Consider the following 18,002-nt stretch of genomic DNA (forward strand, 5'->3'; position numbering starts at 1 on the left):
GATTTATTACAATTACTATAGATACCAATGGAACTTAAAAAAGATGACCCCTGTTCAATTCAGAGATCATCTTCTTACAGCAGCATAGACTTTTTATAAAATGTCCTTTACAAAGGGTACACTTTATAAAAGGGAAAGCTTTTTATTATGGAGAAATAACAGGAGTGATATACTGAAATAATGTCAATTAACGGATAAAAACAGCTAGATTTAGTCGTTTTGGTAGAGGATATTAGATAAAATTAGTATAATAATACTAGAGTGACTTTCAAATAACATCCATTTACATAAAAAATTAATAGAAAGCGAGAGAAGTATAAATGATACAGGATTTAGATAAAGCGGTAATATTTCAAGTTGGTTCAGGAGAATACTCTATTTCCATTAAGCACGTTATATCCATCGAAAAAGAGGAAAATATAACAAATATAGCTCAGCTGCCTTCTTATGTGCTTGGAATTACGAAGGTGCGGGATGAGCTTATTCCCGTTATTGATCTGCAAAATGTATTGTATAATAAGGCAACGCAGTCTAATGAGCACAACAGGCTGATTGTTATTAAAACAGAAGAACTGTCATTTGCTGTCTTAGTTCATGCAGCCAAGGAAATAATAGATGTAAAAGCAGAGATGATTAAACAAGCAGGCTTGTCTGCCTATCAAAAGACAAGCTATTTCACAGGTGTCTTGAATCTGGAAGACAATCGCCTCGTTATGGTGATTGAGCCGCATATTCTGCTTGATTCCCTTGATGGCATCAAAGAAATTAAGGATTATATGAACAAACAGCCTGTGTAGTAAAGATAGGATGGGTGATTTTAATGAAGGAATTCTATCCGAAAAAGGGCAAAGTCATTCTGCATGTCGATATGAATAGTTTTTATGCATCAGTAGAAATGGCATACGAGCCTTCATTAAAAGGAAAACCGCTTGCCATTGCAGGCAATGTGGAGGAACGAAAAGGGATTATTATTACATGCAGTTATGAGGCCCGAAAGTTCGGTCTAAAGACGACGATGCCCCTTTGGGAAGCGAAAAGATTGTGTCCTGAGCTGATTATCATGAAACCCCAGTTTGACAGGTATCGCACAGCTTCTTCTGCTATGTTTGACATTTTGCGGGAATTCACCGATTTAGTAGAACCTGTATCCATTGATGAAGGCTATCTTGATATAACAGAAAGCTATGAGTTTGGAACTCCCCTTGAAATTGCGGAGTCTATTCAAAAAAGGATACACGACCGCCTGGATTTGCCATGCAGTATTGGAATTGCTCCAAACAAATTTCTCGCGAAAACCGCTTCCGATTTTAAGAAGCCAATGGGCATTACTGTTCTGAGAAAAAGGGATGTACCAAACGTCTTATGGCCTCTTGAAGTCGAGGAAATGCATGGCATTGGCACAAAAACAGGTGAAAAGCTGAGGAAGCAGGGCATAACGACAATAAAGGATTTGGCGCATGCTGATTCAATCCAGCTGAAGGCAGTGCTTGGGATAAACGGTCTCCGTTTAAAGGACAGAGCGAATGGAATGGATAACAGACAAGTTGATCCTGAAGCTGCTAAAGAGTTCAAGAGCATCGGCAATTCATCCACATTGCCGAAGGATACAGCAAATCAGCAGGAACTATTTGCAGTAATTACAGAATTGGCCCATAAGGTTGCAACCCGAATGAAGCGCAAGAAAGTCCATGCAAAGGGGTTAAGTGTTACAATCCGGTATGGTAATAGGAAGAACTTTTCAAAAAGCAGAAAGCTTAATAACCCGGTGAAAGCGGAAAGTGACTTAATCCACATCGCAAAGGAACTGTTTCTTCAAGCCTGGGACGGCAATGCGGTCAGACTGCTTGGCATAACTGCAACTGATTTAGTAGAGAATAGCTATGTTGCCAAACAACTTGATTTATTCTCGTTTGAAAAAGAAGCAGAAAAAGAGCCTTTATGGAAAACTATTGAACAGTTAAAGGCAAAATACGGTTCGAAAATTATTGAACCGGCCTCAGAAAATGCAGTTTCAAAGGCTGATGAAAATGTAGGAACACAAACAAGTTTTAACAAAGATTTCCTCCAAGGAAAGTAGTTTTATAAGTAATTTACTTTTTAAGAAAATTTTTTTCAGAATTTCGATGAAAGTTTGTTTGGAATGAGCTAGAATAGTTGTATAAATAGTAGAATCTTGCTAAAGTAAAGTGAATTCTACTATAAAGCTAAGGATACATAGTTTAGAAGGGACGTTAAAAGATGACAAAACAGCAATTTGGGGTTATTGGTTTAGCAGTCATGGGTAAAAACCTTGCTATGAACATCGAAAGCAGGGGCTACACTGTTTCAGTATTCAACCGTTCAAAAGAAAAAACGGAAGAAATGCTGCAAGAAACAGAAGGTAAAAACATTGTTGGCACATACACAATGGAGGAATTTGTTCAATCATTAGAAGTGCCGCGCAAAATCATGCTTATGGTTAAAGCAGGTCCAGCAACAGATGCTACAATTGAACAATTGAAGCCATTGCTTGATAAAGGCGACATTGTTATTGACGGAGGAAACACTTTCTTCGTAGATACGCAAAGACGCAACAAGGAATTGAGTGAGCTAGGTATCCACTTCATTGGTACTGGTGTATCTGGTGGTGAAGAAGGAGCACTAAAAGGGCCTTCTATCATGCCTGGTGGACAAAAAGAAGCTTATGAGCTAGTAGCTCCTATCTTCAAAGATATCTCTGCAAAAGTAAACGATGAGCCTTGTACAACATACATCGGTCCAGACGGTGCTGGTCATTATGTAAAAATGGTTCATAACGGTATTGAGTATGGAGATATGCAATTAATCTGTGAAGCTTACTTCATCATGAAGCATGTTCTTGGCCTTGATGCTCAAGAATTGCATGAAGTATTTGCTGACTGGAACAAAGGCGAATTAGACAGCTACTTAATCGAAATCACTGCAGACATCTTCACTAAAGTGGATGAAGAAACAGGCAAGCCGCTTGTAGACTTAATCCTTGACACTGCAGGCCAAAAAGGTACTGGTAAATGGACAAGCCAAAGTGCACTTGACTTAGGTGTTCCACTTCCAATGATTACTGAATCAGTATTTGCACGCTTCATTTCTGCAATGAAAGAAGAGCGTATTAAAGCAAGCAAAGTATTGACTGGACCAGAAATCAAGCCGTTTACAGGCGATAAAGCTGCATATATTGAGTCTGTTCGCAAAGCCCTATACTTGAGCAAGATCGTTTCTTATGCGCAAGGTTTCGCGCAAATGAGATCTGCATCTGAAGAGTATAGCTGGGATCTTAACTACGGCGAAATCGCAATGATTTTCCGCGGAGGCTGCATCATCCGTGCACAATTCCTGCAAAAAATCAAAGATGCTTATGACCGTGACCCAGAATTGAAGAACTTGTTGCTTGATCCATACTTCAGCGATATCGCAGAGCAATACCAAGCTGCTCTTCGCGAAGTAATCTCAGGTGCTGTATTGAACGGTATTCCTGTACCAAGCTTTGCTGCTGCACTGGCGTATTTCGATAGCTACCGTACAGAAACGCTTCCAGCAAACCTTCTTCAAGCACAACGTGACTACTTTGGTGCACACACATACCAACGCACGGATAAAGAAGGCGTATTCCACACTAACTGGATGAAATAAACAGTTAAAACAAAAAAACACCATTCGGTGTTTTTTTGTTTGCTGAATTTTATACAAATTCAATATCAATACATACAATCTCCGAGCGGCTGCCCATGCGGATTGGAGGACCCCAAAATCCATAGCCAGATGAAACAATGGCATGAAGCTGCTCTTTTTGTTTATAGCCCCAATCTAATTCAAATACTTTTCTAGTAATTAAATGATTTGGTGCCATTTGACCTCTATGTGTATGGCCAGATAAAGATAAATCGATGCCCTCCTCCATAGCTTGCACTAACTCTGCTGGCTGGTGATCCATCATGATGACAGGGAGATCAGCAGGTTTTTGGTGAGCCAATTCCCTGATAGGCAAGCGGTCTTTGTCTGTCTTATCTTTTCTGCCAATCAGGATAAATCGGTCATCTATGACTTCTGTCTCATCCATTAAAATCGTTACACCGACACGATTCATTTCCTCCAAAAACTCCGGAATTTTTTTACCATAATATTCATGATTTCCTAATACACCATAAATTCCTAAAGGAGCGGTTAATTCCATCATTTTATCACCCATTCTTTTACGGAGGAAGGGAATAGGGTCATCATCAATAATATCACCTGGAAAAAGAATGATATCAGGTTCCAGTCCATTGATTTGCTCTACAAGCCGGTTTAAGTGGGCATTGCCTGATAATGTGCCAAAATGCATATCGGATGCCATTGCTATCTTCAGCTTACTAGGTTTTGCTGTACCTTTAGGGAGCATAAGCTCATATTGTTTAATAACAGGGGAGTAAGCATTATAGCTCCCTGCAATCAGTAAATAAGCAAAAGCTATAAAGGTCATAATTCCAATAATGGCAACTGTTTTATCGGCATCCGTAAATCTTGAAATAATATATGCTGCTAAGTCAGCTATTGGCAAGATAAGGACAGCATATTGAAGAAAACCGAGCCAATACGAACCGACAATCCGGAATAAGGGAATGGAACGGATGAGATGGCCGGCAAAATACGAATATGCAACGATAAGCAGTATAGCCGTCAAAACAGGAACATACACATTCGGCAGCAATACTTCAAGCCATGTGAAGATATTCCAGCCAATATATAAAATAATTAAATTATATAGAAGAAACACGAGTAAAAATTGCACGACTATTTTTGTTTTTCCCATCAAACTTCGAAACTCCCATCATAATATTGATAAGTACATAAAAACGTGAAATCGAGGATTTCACGTTTTAATATTGTTATTATTATAATCAGCAAACATCTACTTCAAACTGACTTAGCGGCCACCAGAAGAATCCGTCTTTCTCAAGAAGCTCATCTGCTTCTTTCGGACCCATGCTGCCAGAAACATAGTTCGGGAAGTTTTCTGCTGGAGTGCTTGCCCAAGCTTGTGAAATCTTATCAACATAGCTCCAGGAAAGTGCCACTTCATCCCAGTGGGTAAAGTTTGTTGCGTCACCATGAATGCTGTCATCAATCAGCTTTTCATATGCCTCTGGAGTATTGATGCTTGCGATGCCTGTGTTGGCATAGCTTAATTTAATTGGTGTAGCTTCCATGTTTTGGCCGGCTTTTTTTGCATTTAAGTGCAAGGTGATTCCTTCTTCCGGCTGGATATGGATAACAAGCAGATTTGGCGTTAACGCTTGATCTGGTCTGTCATAAAGATTCATTGGGATATCTTTAAATTGAACGACAATTTTGGTTGATTTTGATTCAAGGCGTTTTCCTGTACGGATATAGAATGGCACACCAGCCCAGCGGAAGTTATCAATCATCACTTTTCCAGCCACAAATGTTTCGGTTTGCGACTCTGGATTTACCATTTGTTCTTCGCGGTAGCTAGGAACCTCCAAATCTTCCACTACACCTTTTCCGTATTGTCCTCTGACGAAATAATCCTTCACTGCATCCCCTTCAACAGGTCTCATTGCACGGAATACTTTAACCTTTTCAGAGCGGATTTCATCTGGAGTCAGACGGATTGGCGGCTCCATTGCAAGCAAGGCAACCATTTGCAGAATATGGTTTTGCACCATGTCACGCAAAGCGCCGCTTGTTTCGTAATACCTTCCTCTTTCTTCCACACCCAACACTTCACTAGAAGTGACTTGAATATTGCTGATATAACGGTTATTCCATAGATTTTCGAAAATAGCATTGGAAAAACGAATTGTTTCAATATTTTGAACCATCGCTTTACCAAGATAGTGGTCAATGCGGTATACTTCATTTTCTGCAAATGCAGTACGTATTTGTTCATTCAGCTCTTTGGCTGATTCTAAATCATGTCCAAACGGCTTCTCGATAATCAGGCGCTTAAAGCCAGCAACATCTGTCAGACCGTCCTCTTTTAAATGTATGGCAATCGGACCAAAGAATTCAGGTGCCATTGCTAAGTAGAACACTCTGTTTCCGCCCAAATTATATTTATTATCCAAGTCGTCCGCAATGTTTTTCAAAGCAGCATAGGAACTGGAATCAGCTACATCATGCGAATGGTAGCAGAAGTGGGAAGCGAATGCTTCTAAATCCTTGCTGCCAGATATTGCTTCAGCGACAGAGTTTTGTACATTTTGTTTGAATTGCTCATCTGTTAAAGTTCTTCTTCCGACGCCGACTACAGCAAAACGAGAAAGTTTGCCTTTTTGGTATAGACGGTAAAGGGAAGGAAACAGTTTTCTGTTTGCCAAATCTCCAGTTGCCCCAAAAATCATGATTAACGCAGTAGATTGTTGATTTTGATTCACGTACATGGACCTCTTTTCTATATATATATGTATGATCTTTGTATCCCCATTGTTGTTGTTCAAGTTCTTGCAAAACTCGGTTTGCAAGCCTTGAGCATCTGTACAGATATAGAATTTTAGCTGACTAAAGTTAATTTGGCAAATATTATGTTTGAATATTTGAAAATTTTTAAAAGGTAAGCAGCCTATATCCATATCTGAAAAATATGTTGTCTTTTTAGATATTACATGATAATAGGGAAACTTACTAGGAAAAAGTTTTAATATATTTGGTTTGTGGCATTTTTTGCCGTATACTGCTATTAGTATCGATTTTTTTGTGCAAAATGTCCAATCACATACCCATACTTTTAGTAGAAAGAAGCTTAGAAAAAGAGAAAGAAGTGACTTGAATATGCAGCTTACATTTTTAGGAACAGGAGCTGGCATTCCAGCCAAGGCAAGAAATGTGACGAGCATCGCATTGAAACTGCTCGAGGAAACAGGAAGCATTTGGCTGTTTGATTGTGGGGAAGCAACACAGCACCAGATTTTACATACGAACATTAAACCGAGAAGAGTGGAAAAGGTGTTTATCACCCATCTTCATGGCGATCATTTATATGGGTTACCAGGCTTCTTAGCAAGCAGATCCTTTCAAGGAGGAGAAACACCTCTTACTGTATACGGACCAAAAGGAATTGCTGAATATATTGCTGTTAGCCTGAAGGTTAGTCAAACATACTTAAAATATGAATTAAAGATAGTAGAAATAGAAGATGGCATTATATTAGATGAAGATAAATTCACAGTGGAAGCGAAAATGCTGGAGCATGGTGTGGTGAGTTTTGGCTACCGTATTGTGGAAAAGAATAAGCCTGGTGTTCTGCAAACAGACAAACTGGCAGAAATCGGAGTAAAGCCTGGACCGATATTTAAAGAGATTAAAGCAGGCCGCAAAGTTACCCTTGAAGATGGCAGTATCATTGATGGCAGAGATTTTGTTGGACCTAGTATTAAGGGGAGAATAGTCACAATTTTAGGTGATACAAGAACCTGTCAAGCAGCAGTAGAGCTTGCAAAAGATGCTGATGTGTTAGTACATGAAGCCACTTTTGCTGAAGGGGAAGCAGACATAGCAAAGGAATATTATCATTCGACGACAACACATGCAGCTGCAAACGCAAAGGCAGCGGGGGCGAAATTTTTGATTCTTACCCATATTAGCGCCAGATATGATTGTGCCGACAGCCTTCTTGAAGAAGCAAAACGAATATTCCCGCCATCCTCTGCTGCAGAGGATTTCAAGGAATATGATATTCCAGTACAAAAAGATAGCGATTAATCATGAATGATATAAGAGGTGAAACGGATGGAAAGCTTACAAGGTAAAAATATCATAATAACAGGAGCATCATCAGGAATTGGCGAAAGGCTTGCTATCAATATAGCATTGCTTGGTGGAAGACCAATCCTGATTGCGCGAACAGAGGAAAAGCTCCAAAAAATCGCAGCAAAAATACAAAGTGAAACAGCAGTAAATCCAATTTATTTCGCTTTAGATGTAAGCGATCTGGAAAAAGTGCATGAGGTATTTGCTGAAATTAAGGAACAGGTCGGTTTTGTTGATATTTTAGTGAACAATGCCGGCTTTGGCATTTTTGAGTACCTCCATGAAACAAGTATTGCTGATATGGAAAGAATGTTTGCTGTCAATGTTCTAGGACTGATTGCTTGTACGAAGGAAGTTTTGCCGTCGATGTTAAGTGCCAATAAAGGTCATATAATTAACATTGCCTCACAAGCCGGCAAGCTAGCGACAGCTAAGTCAAGCGGCTATTCAGCAACAAAGCATGCTGTGTTAGGCTTCACTAACAGCTTGCGGATGGAGGTTGCTAAAACCAATATCCGTATTTCAGCAGTTAACCCAGGACCAATTGATACTAATTTTTTTGAGATTGCAGATAAATCCGGCAACTATGCAAAAAATGTGGAGAAGTTCATGCTTTCCACAGATTATGTTGCGGACAAGATAACAGCGCTGATTTTAAAACCGAAAAGAGAGTTGAATTTGCCGAAATGGATGAATGCAGGCAGCGTTCTTTATAATCTGTTTCCTCGTATTGCTGACCGGATTATGGGCGGCATGCTGGACAAAAAGTAATCTCCTTAACGGTAATATAGCCGAAACCTTAATTTCAGCCATTTTAAGCATCTTTCTATAGCTATTTATCCAATGAATGCAAGTCCTTTTTTAGTGTTAAATGGTAGTATCCTACTAGAATTTAGTATATACTAGTTTCAATCTTAAGTTAGAAGAATCTTCCGTTTAGGAAGTTAGTGGTCAGAAAGAGGGATGAAGATGGAAAAAGCAACATTTGCAGGCGGATGCTTTTGGTGTATGGTAACGCCTTTTGAAGAGCTTCCGGGAATCGGAGGCATTGTATCAGGGTATTCAGGAGGACATGTTGAAAATCCTACATATGAACAAGTGAAAACGGGTAGCACTGGACATGCAGAAGTGGTACAAATCACGTTCGATCCAGAGGTTTTTCCATATGAGAGACTGCTGGAGCTGTATTGGCAGCAAATAGATCCGACAGACAGCGGCGGGCAATTCCAAGACAGAGGTTCCCAGTACCGTACTGCTATTTACTATCATAATGAAAAGCAAAAACAGTTGGCAGAAAACTCGAAAAAGGCAATTGAAGACAGCGGCCGTTTCAAAAAGCCGATTGTAACAGAAATTGAGCCGGCAGCTATCTTTTATCCAGCTGAAGACTATCATCAAGATTATCATAAGAAAAATAAACAGCATTACAAAGAGGACAGAGCAATGTCTGGAAGAGATGAGTATATAAACGAGCACTGGAAATAAGCAAAAAAAGACATGCAAAGAACGAAGCTTTGCATGTCTTTTTTTGCTTAAATGGAGATATCTCCATTATATTCCCATAATCCGAGCTGCCCTTTAGCAGGGATAAATACATCCAGCTGCTTCATAGAGCTCACTTCCCAAGCATAATTGCCGACAGTGTAGTCACCAAGGAAAAATTCATTGCCGATAACAAGGCGGCCATCTGCCAACACTGCCTCATTCTCTCGGCTGTCTATCACCCGTAAGCAGTCTGTTAACATGCAGACGCCGATAATCATTCCTGTTGGGAGAGTGTCTGGCGCTTGGCCTTTTAAGTTCAACAGTTTTTGAATATTGGGATGGCTGCTTGCCTTCTTGTCTATTTTCTTACTCGTATGAATGGCAAGAGGTCCGCGGTAATTTGTTTTCCACGACCTTGTCTCGAATTTACTTTCACCAAGTACAAATAAACTTGCCCAAGGCTGGATCATGGATAGAACTTTCATATAAAGAAGCCAACCTTCCTATAAAGAATATGTGAATAAATCACTGAATGACATATTCCTGCAAAAAATCATCAATTACTTTTTCATATTCTTCTTTATTTTCATTATAGCTTTGGGCATGAAAACCATTTAATGCTAAAAAAAGCTTTTTAGGTCCTTGTTTCTTTTCAAAAAGCTCCTGTGTCATATGCGGCAAAATAAAGGAGTCTTTTTCACTATGGATAAACAGCATCGGCTTCGCGATTTTATCAATAACTGCAATGGGAGACACTTGGCGGATAGAATATCGTTCTCTTGCCCGCAGAAAAACATCAGCAATTGGCAGAAACAGTTTTCCAGGCACCTTCATTTCAGCTTTGACAAGATGATTAAGCTGTTCGCCAAAATCGGAAAAAGGGCAATCAGCAATATAAAAATCAGCACCGTCTTCGACCATCCCGGCATATAGAATCATCGTGGCAGCTCCCATCGATTCCCCGTGAATACCTAAAAGTATGTCTTTGCCTTTGTCTGCCTTTAACCAATCAACAACAGCTTTTAAATCGAATTTTTCGTAATGACCAAAGCTCGTTGTTTTTCCGCCAGACTCCCCGTGACGACGATGATCATAAATGACAACATTAAATCCTCTCTCAAGAAACAAGTTCATATATTTAATGGAGTTCGTTTTGCTTTCCGTCACCCCGTGGGCAATAATAATATACCGCTTTTCAGGGAAAGGCTCTGCTACAACTGCTTTCAGCATGTATCCATATGGGGAAGGGATGGTTACTTCCCGTTTTTTTAGGGATTCCAGAACTTCTGGCTTAAGTCTTCCAGCTGCTTTTTCCCTGTTAAAAATAAATTCGTCTTCTTTTTTCTTCATATACATCAATCGGTTCGTACAATATACACCGATGGATGAGATAAAAACTAAGAATGAAAAAAAATAGCGAAAAAATTTTTTCACATTCATTCCTCCGAACAAAATATTTCATTTCAAAAAACTAATATGAGTTTACCATTATTTTCTATAGAAACAAAGCGGACAATAATATAATTTGCACCCCTTGTCTCCTTACTGGCTTTTAGCTAAGCATGAAACAAGCTTTGCTAGTATTATACATACACAAAAACACGAGATTCGATACACATAAAAGCCTAAACAGGAAAAGATGAGTCAAGTGAGTAATTGTATAAGCTTCCAACGAACAAACGCTCCAAAATTATGGTATGATACTTTCATCAGGTTTTACAGAAAGGACGATGAAAGGAATGGCAGAACATCATTTTCATTTGCAGGCAAATTGGCCAGGACTTCGTAATGATATTGGCACAATTGAAAGCGGCAATTTAAAAACACAAATTTCTATTCCAAAGGAAATGGATGGTCCAGGTGTCGGGACAAATCCTGATGAAATGCTGCTCGGTGCAGCGGCTACTTGCTTTATAATTACATTGGCAGCAATGATGGAAAGAAGCAAATTAGATAAAAATAGCTTAACATTGGCATCGGAAGCGATTGTAGATGTGACAAACGGTGTCTTTACATATAAAGAAATCATCCATCGTCCAAATATAGTTCTTCCAGCTGGATCTTCAAGCAAAGAGGTGGAGCTTGCAAAAAGGCTCGCGGAAAAGGCAGAGGCATCTTGCATGATTACAAGAGCAATTAAAGGCAATGTTAAGGTTAGCCTTGAAGAGACGATTACAATCGAAGATTAATGGAAAGGTGGTTTCTTGCCATGAGAAAACAACACAGACCTGCAAAAAAGGATAACACAGATAAGCCTGTAACACTTGGAGATATGCTGAATGAACAGCTTGCCAAACAGCTTAAGGATAAGAAGCAGGAGCTGAAAGCTGCAGAAGAAGAAAAACTTAAAGTCGAAGAAGAAAGAAAAAAAGAAGAGCGCAGGCAGCGTGATAAAAACAAAAGCTTTGAAGAACTCTTGAACGAGACACCTATGAATTGGAAAGAATACAAATAAAAAAAGCAGGCTAAAATCCTGCTTTTTTTGTTTACTCTTATCGGTGATCCTTATAGAAGGAAGCTTTTGATACGGCTTGAATGACTTTTTGTTCGTCCTGAGTTAAGGCAATGCTGTTAACAGCTCTGGCGTTTTCCTGCAGCTGTTCCACACTGCTAGCCCCAGCAATAACAGTAGCAACTGCCGGATTGGAAAGATTGTATTGGACAGCTGCTTCCAAAATAGAGCGTTTGCCTTCAAAGCGTGCCTGTAAACCTTCCAGTGTGGAGCGGAGCTCTTCTTCACTGTAGTCTAAATAGCCTTTTGCCCTAAGCTTTTTTAGGTAATTATCACTCAGCAAGCCCTTTGCTACTGGACCGCGCGTGACAACACTGATTCCGCTGTCATGAAGAAGTGGCAAGGCTTCCTCTTCTGGACGCCTGTCCAATATGCTGTATTGCATCATAACTGAAACAATATTAGAACGCTTTACATATTCTCTAATAACGTTTGGGCGGATGGAAGAAATGCCGTAATAACGGATATAACCTTCTGCTTTTAGCTCTTCGAATGCCTCAATCGTCTCCTCAATCGGATCATCGAGCGTTCCGCCGTGAAGCTGGTACAAGTCGATATAATCTGTATCAAGGCGTTTCAAGCTTTGTTTGGCCGCTTCTTTTATATAAGCCTTGCTGGCATCCCACGTCCAGCCTTCTTTGTTTTCCTGCCACTTGTTGCCAGCTTTAGAAGCAATAATAACATTCTCTCGGTTTTGCTTAAAGAATTTACCTAAGATTTGTTCATTCTGTCCGAAATCATATAAATCGGCTGTGTCAAAATAATTAATGCCTGCTTCCAGTGCTGCTTCAAGGATAGGGAAGGCTGTTTTTTCGTCTGTCCCAAGACTCATGCAGCCTAGTCCGAGAGCAGAAACATGTAAATCAGATTGACCTAAACGATTTTTCTTCATAAGCACACCTCTCTCACTAGTATTTCCATCTTTATTTTAACGAAAAGGAGGAGAAGAAGACAAAAAAAGTGGCTTAAAGTTTGTCTTCTTTTTTCTGCAGTGTTTTTTCGCCCTTTATCCAATCCTTAATATAAACATAGTCTTTACGGTAGTTTTTAAGCATATGCCGGACTTGCCATGCCTTTCCAGTCAGTATAATGGCTTTTTCCTGTTTATAAATCTTCAAAGACATCCTCCGTTTCCTTCCCTTTTGCACAGGGAAATAAGTATAATGAAATATATGAAAAATGGAATTGCTTAGAACAGGAGTGAAGGACAAATGGAAAATTTAGAAGAAAAGACAATCAGCACAGAGAAGATTTTTAACGGGAGAATTATTTCCTTACAAGTGGATGAGGTAATGCTTCCGAATGGCAGTACTTCCAAAAGAGAGATTATTAAGCATCCTGGAGCTGTTGCAGTTATAGCGATAACAGAAGAAGGGAAGCTTGTGGTGGTGGAGCAATACAGGAAAGCCTTGGAAAAAGCGATTGTGGAAATTCCGGCAGGCAAGCTTGAAAAGGATGAGGACCCAGCTCTTTGTGCAAGAAGGGAATTAGAGGAAGAAACCGGCTATGGCTGTAAGGAAATGAAGCTTATCAGCTCCTTTTATACTTCCCCTGGCTTTGCTGATGAAATTGTCCATGTATACTTGGCGAGCGGTCTTTATAAAATAGAAAATGCGGCAGAACTAGATGAAGATGAATTCGTCAACTTGATGGAAATTACAATGGAGGAAGCACAAAGCTTAATAACGGAGCAAAAAATCTTTGATGCCAAAACAATGTATGCCGTCCAGTACTGGCAGCTTCTGGGAAAATAAGGTGATTTAATGATTCGCATATTTGCAGATTTACATATCCATATCGGCAGAACAGCAAGCGGTAAGGCAGTAAAAATCACAGGATCTCGTACATTGACGCTTTTGAACATTATCGAATATGCCAGTTTTCAAAAGGGGCTTGATATGATTGGAATTATCGATTGTCATTCGCCAGAAATACTAATGGAAATGGATGAATACATCGCAAAAGGCATAATGGTTCAAAAGACAGGCGGGGGACTGGAGATGGATGGAATAACCATTATTCCTGGTTCTGAGCTTGAAATATATGATGATTCTTGTAAAGGGCCTATCCATGTGCTCTGTTATATGCCGACATTGACGGCTATGAAGGAATTCTCATCATGGCTTTCTAAATACATGAAAAACATTCAATTAAGCTCACAGCGCATCTATGTGACAGGCAAAGAACTGCAAAAAAAGGTAAAGAGTCTTGGCGGTTTGTTTATTCCTGCACATATCTTTACACCATATAAAAGTTTGTACGGAAGCGGCGTAAAAGCATCCCTTTCAGAAGTTTTTGATCCAGATTTGATTGATGCTGTAGAACTGGGCCTAAGCTCGAATACTATGATGGCAGATCAGATCAAGGAGCTACACAGCTATACGTATATCACCAATTCAGATGCCCATTCTCTGGCAAAAATTGCCCGAGAGTATCAAATTTTAGAGGTAGAGGAAGCATCCTTCACAGAGCTGGAGAAAGCATTGCAGGGTGTCGATGGCCGGCAAGTCGCAGAAAACTATGGAATGGATCCTTTGTTAGGCAAATATCATAATACAGTTTGTTTAAAATGCCACAAGCCATTAGGAGAAGAGGAAGAGGTATGCTCAAGCTGCGGGCATAAAAACGGAAAAAAAGGGGTGGCTGCAAGGATAAAAGAGCTTGCCACTGCTGGTGATAAGCCGTCAAGGCCGCCCTATATTCATCAAGTTCCACTGGAGTTTATTCCAGGTTTAGGGAAAAAAACACTTGAGAAGCTGCTTCATTATTTTTCGACGGAAATGCAAATTATTCACGAAGCACCGTATGAGCAGCTTGCTGAAATACTTCCGACTCAGGTGGCCGAATATATCCAAGCTGCAAGAGCTGGCAAGCTGTCGCTCACTGTTGGCGGCGGCGGCAGGTATGGGCGTGTTTCTAATGAAAATGACGAATAAAAAACGAGAAGAAATGGCGGATTGGCCGTTTCTTTTCGTTTTTTGTCATGAGTTAAGTCAAAGCAAACACACAAGTATCTCTAAGGGTACTTCCGTCTGCGCTCATACAATCCTTCCTTTGAATTCCTTCCAGCGTAAATCCGAGCTTTTCAGGGATGTTTCTACTTTTTGTATTGAGAGGGTCACAGCGAATCTCAATTCGATTTGCTTTTAGAACATCTTTCGCAAATTGGACCAATCCCTTCGTGCTTTCCGTAATATAGCCACATCCAGCAAATCTTGAATCACACCAGTAGCCGATTTCAAAAATGCGCACATCCCAATTAATTTTGTGAAGGCCAGTTGATCCAATAAATGTGTCTGTCTCTTTCAAGAAGATATGCAAGCGAATGTCTTCTCGTAAAATAAATTTAGCATACGACCTTCTAATATTCTCTTCTATTTCTTCGTATATCTGCTGTTTGTGGGCAAAAGGGAGCCAATCTTGCAGCTCTTGCAAGGAATGCTGGATGCTGTCCAAAACTAGTTTTCCGTCACCTGGTAGGCATGGCCTTAAATACAGTCTGTCTGTTTCTATTCTAGGAGGAAAATCAAGGAGGATTGGTTTCATAAGCGCTCGCCCCTTCTATTGGTTTCTTTTAGTATACGTGCTGCCATCTATAATTTACAGATACTTTTGGTAGAAAAATACTAGATTTGCTAGTCATATACTGCTGAATCTTTTCATAGAATGAACTAACAGATTGGCACAGAGGAGAGGTAGCAATGAAAAAAAATAAGTACCAGAACATTCTAGCAAATCATTTTCGGGAGCATTCCTCCATCTATTTATTTATTGCGGTGTTGTTTTTGATGGGTGTCATATTTGGAGCAATTGTCGTGAACAGTTTAACATTGAGCCAAAAGGAAGATTTATTCTATTATCTGTCACAGTTTTTCAGCCAAATTTCTAATGGCAAGGTTGCTGACAGCAAGGATTTATTTATTCAAAGCTTTTCTCATAACAGTAAATTCATCGGCTTGATGTGGCTCTTGGGTATTTCTATCATCGGTTTGCCGGTTATTCTCATTTTATTGTTCATTAAAGGGATGGTTGTTGGATTTACAGTCGGATTTTTAGTAAACCAGATGGGCTGGAACGGCTTCTTGCTTTCTTTTGTGTCTGTTTTGCCTCAAAATATTATCATTATCCCGATTTTTATCATCTCTGCAACCTTGTCTGTTTCGTTTTCATTTAAGATGATTAGACAGCAATTTATGAAAAAAATGGGAGAGCCGATGCTGCCGTTATTTGGAAGATATATGTTTCTGCTGTTTGCTGCTATGATATTCCTTGCTGCTGCCGCTGGAGTGGAGGCCTATATTTCACCAGGACTTATGAAATCGATTATTAATATGGTAGAATCATTTATAGGGTTCATCCCGAAAGTGTAAGTAAATTATAATTATTTTAATTAACAAATAATTATTGATTCTTATTTATAATAATTTTTATTAGGATTCTATTCCTTCTTCTGTTATAATGATATGGACAGTGGCTAGGGAGGGACTTTCGGAATGGAAAGTAGAATAGATAGAATAAAAAAGCTGTTGCATTCTTCGAGCTATAAATTAACTCCTCAAAGGGAAGCAACAGTGAGGGTTTTGCTAGAGAATGAAGAAGACCACTTAAGTGCAGAAGATGTTTACCTCCTTGTAAAAGAGAAATCTCCCGAGATTGGATTAGCGACAGTTTACCGGACATTAGAGCTGCTGACTGAGCTGAAAATAGTCGACAAGATAAATTTCGGTGACGGTGTTTCTAGATATGACTTGCGACAAGAAGGTGCAGCTCACTTTCACCATCATTTAGTATGCATAGAATGTGGAGCTGTTGATGAAATTCAAGAGGATTTATTAGGGGATGTTGAAAAAGTGGTTGAACGTGACTGGAACTTTAAAATAAAAGATCACCGTTTAACCTTTCATGGAATATGTCATCGCTGTATTGAAAAAAGTGCAGATTAATCAAAGAATGAGAAACCTTTTTCATATGGAGAAGGTTTTTTGCATTGTTTAGTAGTTTTAGGCCCTATTACAGGTATATTTACTCCGTAAACTGGCATAGCTTTTAGTATGACACTAGTTTGGAGGAGTAATAATGCTGCAATGGTCTAAAGTAGTTTTTCGGACAGCAAAGGTTTTTTTGCTGTTTGTAGGATGCACAGTTCTTTTTTATTATGCGCTTATATGGTTTAATGAAGAATATCAGGATTTTCATCGTTATGATGAACCATCTGGAGCTGCTGTGAAAGTGAGCGGTGATGGAAAGGCAGAGGAATTTTCCTGGAAGGAACGAATATTTCTTTTTTACTTAAATGGGGAGTAATGACTAATGGAAGAACAGCTAAAGGACTTTATGCATTTTTTATTGGTGGAGAAGGGTCTGGCAAAAAACACTCTAGTTTCGTATGAACGGGATTTGAAATCCTACAGTAAGTACATGAAAGAAGTAGAGATGGTTGGCCTTACCGATATTCAGCGTGCACATATTGTTCGGTTTTTGGGGTTTTTGAAAGATAACGGAAAATCTTCTAAAACAATTGCCAGACACATAGCTTCTATCAGAGCGTTTCACCAATTCCTTTTTCGGGACAGGGTGACCGAAGAGGATCCGACCGTACATATTGAATCGCCGCAAGGAGAAAGGTCATTGCCTAAGGTGCTGTCTATGAAAGAGGTAGAGGCGTTGCTTGAATTTCCGAATAAGCTGGATCATTTCGGAAAAAGAGACAAGGCTATGCTGGAGCTTTTATATGCAACAGGAATACGGGTGAGTGAGCTGATTCAGTTGAATATGGATGATGTCCATTTAATGATGGGCTTCGTTCGGTGTATCGGTAAAGGGAATAAGGAGCGAATCATTCCAATCGGGGGTGCCGCCACAAGGGCGCTTACAGAATACCTTGAAGAAGGAAGACCTGCTTTTATAAGCAAAAAAGAAGTAGGAGATGCCCTGTTTCTAAACCATCACGGCAGAAGACTGTCACGGCAAGGCTTCTGGAAAATCTTAAAACGACTCGGCAAAGAAGCGGAGATTAATAAGGAGATAACTCCCCATACCCTAAGGCATTCTTTTGCGACACATCTGCTTGAGAATGGGGCAGATCTGCGGGCAGTTCAAGAAATGCTTGGACATGCTGACATCTCTACAACACAAATTTATACACATGTTACAAAAACAAGATTAAAAGACGTTTATAGTCAATATCATCCAAGAGCATAGGGGCAGCCCTTTCACCTTTTTTCATACAATGGTGGAA

At 39.6% G+C, this 18,002-nt stretch carries 22 protein-coding genes; 15 read left to right on the forward strand and 7 right to left on the reverse strand.

Annotated features, from left to right (window positions below; all coding sequences use genetic code 11):
• The 4 genes from M3600_RS12195 to gndA all read left to right on the forward strand — a co-directional run.
• Positions 1-88, forward strand: an 88-nt coding sequence (locus M3600_RS12195; RefSeq protein ID WP_251646326.1) for an IS3 family transposase, incomplete at its 5' end; no start/stop codon positions are given.
• Between the two features lie 232 nt (positions 89-320).
• Positions 321-797: a chemotaxis protein CheW gene (locus M3600_RS12200; RefSeq protein ID WP_245399879.1), complete on the forward strand. Its 477-nt coding sequence runs from the start codon at positions 321-323 to the stop codon at positions 795-797.
• Positions 798-820: 23 nt separating this feature from the next.
• Entirely contained in the window at positions 821-2,077 is a 1,257-nt protein-coding gene (locus tag M3600_RS12205; protein ID WP_251646231.1) for a DNA polymerase IV, read from the forward strand.
• Positions 2,078-2,238: 161 nt separating this feature from the next.
• On the forward strand, positions 2,239-3,648 hold the full coding sequence (gene gndA / locus M3600_RS12210; protein ID WP_233313247.1) for an NADP-dependent phosphogluconate dehydrogenase: 1,410 nt from the start codon (positions 2,239-2,241) through the stop codon (positions 3,646-3,648).
• Positions 3,649-3,697: 49 nt separating this feature from the next.
• Here gndA and M3600_RS12215 read toward each other — a convergent pair whose 3' ends face one another.
• Complete coding sequence (locus M3600_RS12215) at positions 3,698-4,807, reverse strand: metallophosphoesterase (RefSeq protein ID WP_237942315.1); 1,110 nt, start codon at positions 4,805-4,807, stop codon at positions 3,698-3,700.
• Positions 4,808-4,895: 88 nt separating this feature from the next.
• Entirely contained in the window at positions 4,896-6,401 is a 1,506-nt protein-coding gene (gene zwf / locus M3600_RS12220; protein ID WP_245399878.1) for a glucose-6-phosphate dehydrogenase, read from the reverse strand.
• 388 nt (positions 6,402-6,789) lie between these two features.
• Between zwf and rnz the strand changes: the two genes are divergently transcribed.
• The 3 genes from rnz (at position 6,790) to msrA (ending at position 9,252) form a co-directional block, all read left to right on the forward strand.
• The gene (rnz, locus tag M3600_RS12225; protein WP_233313249.1) at positions 6,790-7,719 is read left to right on the forward strand and encodes a ribonuclease Z; all 930 of its coding nucleotides are present in this window, start codon (positions 6,790-6,792) and stop codon (positions 7,717-7,719) included.
• Positions 7,720-7,746: 27 nt separating this feature from the next.
• Complete coding sequence (locus M3600_RS12230) at positions 7,747-8,538, forward strand: SDR family NAD(P)-dependent oxidoreductase (protein WP_233313251.1); 792 nt, start codon at positions 7,747-7,749, stop codon at positions 8,536-8,538.
• Positions 8,539-8,736: 198 nt separating this feature from the next.
• Positions 8,737-9,252 carry a peptide-methionine (S)-S-oxide reductase MsrA gene (gene msrA / locus M3600_RS12235; protein ID WP_237941683.1) on the forward strand — a complete coding sequence of 172 codons (516 nt, stop codon included), beginning with the start codon at positions 8,737-8,739 and terminating at the stop codon, positions 9,250-9,252.
• Positions 9,253-9,299: 47 nt separating this feature from the next.
• On the opposite strand, the gene M3600_RS12240 is transcribed toward msrA, so the two are convergent.
• The gene (locus M3600_RS12240; RefSeq protein ID WP_237941682.1) at positions 9,300-9,737 is read right to left on the reverse strand and encodes an ASCH domain-containing protein; all 438 of its coding nucleotides are present in this window, start codon (positions 9,735-9,737) and stop codon (positions 9,300-9,302) included.
• A 40-nt stretch (positions 9,738-9,777) separates the two neighbouring features.
• The gene (locus tag M3600_RS12245; RefSeq protein ID WP_233313254.1) at positions 9,778-10,686 is read right to left on the reverse strand and encodes an alpha/beta hydrolase; all 909 of its coding nucleotides are present in this window, start codon (positions 10,684-10,686) and stop codon (positions 9,778-9,780) included.
• A 305-nt stretch (positions 10,687-10,991) separates the two neighbouring features.
• Here M3600_RS12245 and M3600_RS12250 point away from each other — a divergent pair, with 305 nt between their 5' ends.
• Both M3600_RS12250 and M3600_RS12255 read left to right on the forward strand, forming a co-directional pair.
• Positions 10,992-11,441, forward strand: coding sequence for an OsmC family protein (locus tag M3600_RS12250; RefSeq protein ID WP_233313256.1), 450 nt, complete (start codon positions 10,992-10,994; stop codon positions 11,439-11,441).
• A 20-nt stretch (positions 11,442-11,461) separates the two neighbouring features.
• Positions 11,462-11,707, forward strand: a complete 246-nt coding sequence (locus M3600_RS12255; protein WP_251646232.1) for a YqkE family protein — start codon at positions 11,462-11,464, stop codon at positions 11,705-11,707.
• A 37-nt stretch (positions 11,708-11,744) separates the two neighbouring features.
• On the opposite strand, the gene M3600_RS12260 is transcribed toward M3600_RS12255, so the two are convergent.
• Together M3600_RS12260 and mciZ are read right to left on the reverse strand one after the other, a co-directional pair.
• Positions 11,745-12,656, reverse strand: a complete 912-nt coding sequence (locus M3600_RS12260) for an aldo/keto reductase (protein ID WP_251646233.1) — start codon at positions 12,654-12,656, stop codon at positions 11,745-11,747.
• A 73-nt stretch (positions 12,657-12,729) separates the two neighbouring features.
• Positions 12,730-12,882 carry a Z-ring formation inhibitor MciZ gene (gene mciZ / locus M3600_RS12265; protein WP_233313259.1) on the reverse strand — a complete coding sequence of 51 codons (153 nt, stop codon included), beginning with the start codon at positions 12,880-12,882 and terminating at the stop codon, positions 12,730-12,732.
• 93 nt (positions 12,883-12,975) lie between these two features.
• Between mciZ and M3600_RS12270 the strand changes: the two genes are divergently transcribed.
• Both M3600_RS12270 and M3600_RS12275 read left to right on the forward strand, forming a co-directional pair.
• Entirely contained in the window at positions 12,976-13,518 is a 543-nt protein-coding gene (locus M3600_RS12270) for an NUDIX hydrolase (protein ID WP_233313260.1), read from the forward strand.
• Positions 13,519-13,527: 9 nt separating this feature from the next.
• Positions 13,528-14,700: an endonuclease Q family protein gene (locus M3600_RS12275; RefSeq protein ID WP_251646234.1), complete on the forward strand. Its 1,173-nt coding sequence runs from the start codon at positions 13,528-13,530 to the stop codon at positions 14,698-14,700.
• A 52-nt stretch (positions 14,701-14,752) separates the two neighbouring features.
• Here M3600_RS12275 and M3600_RS12280 read toward each other — a convergent pair whose 3' ends face one another.
• On the reverse strand, positions 14,753-15,310 hold the full coding sequence (locus M3600_RS12280; protein WP_251646235.1) for a GNAT family N-acetyltransferase: 558 nt from the start codon (positions 15,308-15,310) through the stop codon (positions 14,753-14,755).
• 155 nt (positions 15,311-15,465) lie between these two features.
• Between M3600_RS12280 and spoIIM the strand changes: the two genes are divergently transcribed.
• The 4 genes from spoIIM to xerD all read left to right on the forward strand — a co-directional run bounded on the left by spoIIM (position 15,466) and on the right by xerD (position 17,965).
• Positions 15,466-16,134 (forward strand): stage II sporulation protein M, encoded by a 669-nt coding sequence (gene spoIIM, locus M3600_RS12285; RefSeq protein ID WP_233313264.1) that lies wholly within the window; start codon positions 15,466-15,468, stop codon positions 16,132-16,134.
• 123 nt (positions 16,135-16,257) lie between these two features.
• The gene (gene fur, locus M3600_RS12290) at positions 16,258-16,707 is read left to right on the forward strand and encodes a ferric iron uptake transcriptional regulator (RefSeq protein WP_233313267.1); all 450 of its coding nucleotides are present in this window, start codon (positions 16,258-16,260) and stop codon (positions 16,705-16,707) included.
• A 133-nt stretch (positions 16,708-16,840) separates the two neighbouring features.
• Complete coding sequence (locus M3600_RS12295) at positions 16,841-17,068, forward strand: YqzK family protein (RefSeq protein WP_237941678.1); 228 nt, start codon at positions 16,841-16,843, stop codon at positions 17,066-17,068.
• A 6-nt stretch (positions 17,069-17,074) separates the two neighbouring features.
• Positions 17,075-17,965, forward strand: a complete 891-nt coding sequence (gene xerD / locus M3600_RS12300; RefSeq protein WP_233313270.1) for a site-specific tyrosine recombinase XerD — start codon at positions 17,075-17,077, stop codon at positions 17,963-17,965.
• Positions 17,966-18,002 lie beyond the last annotated feature (37 nt).

The sequence above is a fragment of the Niallia sp. MER 6 genome (assembly GCF_023714395.1).
GTDB lineage: Bacteria > Bacillota > Bacilli > Bacillales > Cytobacillaceae > Niallia.

Coding starts and splice junctions, on each gene's coding strand:
- M3600_RS12200 (WP_245399879.1), top strand. CDS start 321: ATGATACAGGATTTAGATAAAGCGGTAATATTTCAAGTTGGTTCAGGA.
- M3600_RS12205 (WP_251646231.1), top strand. CDS start 821: ATGAAGGAATTCTATCCGAAAAAGGGCAAAGTCATTCTGCATGTCGAT.
- gndA (WP_233313247.1), top strand. CDS start 2,239: ATGACAAAACAGCAATTTGGGGTTATTGGTTTAGCAGTCATGGGTAAA.
- M3600_RS12215 (WP_237942315.1), bottom strand. CDS start 4,807: ATGGGAAAAACAAAAATAGTCGTGCAATTTTTACTCGTGTTTCTTCTA.
- zwf (WP_245399878.1), bottom strand. CDS start 6,401: ATGTACGTGAATCAAAATCAACAATCTACTGCGTTAATCATGATTTTT.
- rnz (WP_233313249.1), top strand. CDS start 6,790: ATGCAGCTTACATTTTTAGGAACAGGAGCTGGCATTCCAGCCAAGGCA.
- M3600_RS12230 (WP_233313251.1), top strand. CDS start 7,747: ATGGAAAGCTTACAAGGTAAAAATATCATAATAACAGGAGCATCATCA.
- msrA (WP_237941683.1), top strand. CDS start 8,737: ATGGAAAAAGCAACATTTGCAGGCGGATGCTTTTGGTGTATGGTAACG.
- M3600_RS12240 (WP_237941682.1), bottom strand. CDS start 9,737: ATGAAAGTTCTATCCATGATCCAGCCTTGGGCAAGTTTATTTGTACTT.
- M3600_RS12250 (WP_233313256.1), top strand. CDS start 10,992: ATGGCAGAACATCATTTTCATTTGCAGGCAAATTGGCCAGGACTTCGT.
- M3600_RS12255 (WP_251646232.1), top strand. CDS start 11,462: ATGAGAAAACAACACAGACCTGCAAAAAAGGATAACACAGATAAGCCT.
- M3600_RS12260 (WP_251646233.1), bottom strand. CDS start 12,656: ATGAAGAAAAATCGTTTAGGTCAATCTGATTTACATGTTTCTGCTCTC.
- M3600_RS12270 (WP_233313260.1), top strand. CDS start 12,976: ATGGAAAATTTAGAAGAAAAGACAATCAGCACAGAGAAGATTTTTAAC.
- M3600_RS12275 (WP_251646234.1), top strand. CDS start 13,528: ATGATTCGCATATTTGCAGATTTACATATCCATATCGGCAGAACAGCA.
- M3600_RS12280 (WP_251646235.1), bottom strand. CDS start 15,310: ATGAAACCAATCCTCCTTGATTTTCCTCCTAGAATAGAAACAGACAGA.
- spoIIM (WP_233313264.1), top strand. CDS start 15,466: ATGAAAAAAAATAAGTACCAGAACATTCTAGCAAATCATTTTCGGGAG.
- fur (WP_233313267.1), top strand. CDS start 16,258: ATGGAAAGTAGAATAGATAGAATAAAAAAGCTGTTGCATTCTTCGAGC.
- M3600_RS12295 (WP_237941678.1), top strand. CDS start 16,841: ATGCTGCAATGGTCTAAAGTAGTTTTTCGGACAGCAAAGGTTTTTTTG.
- xerD (WP_233313270.1), top strand. CDS start 17,075: ATGGAAGAACAGCTAAAGGACTTTATGCATTTTTTATTGGTGGAGAAG.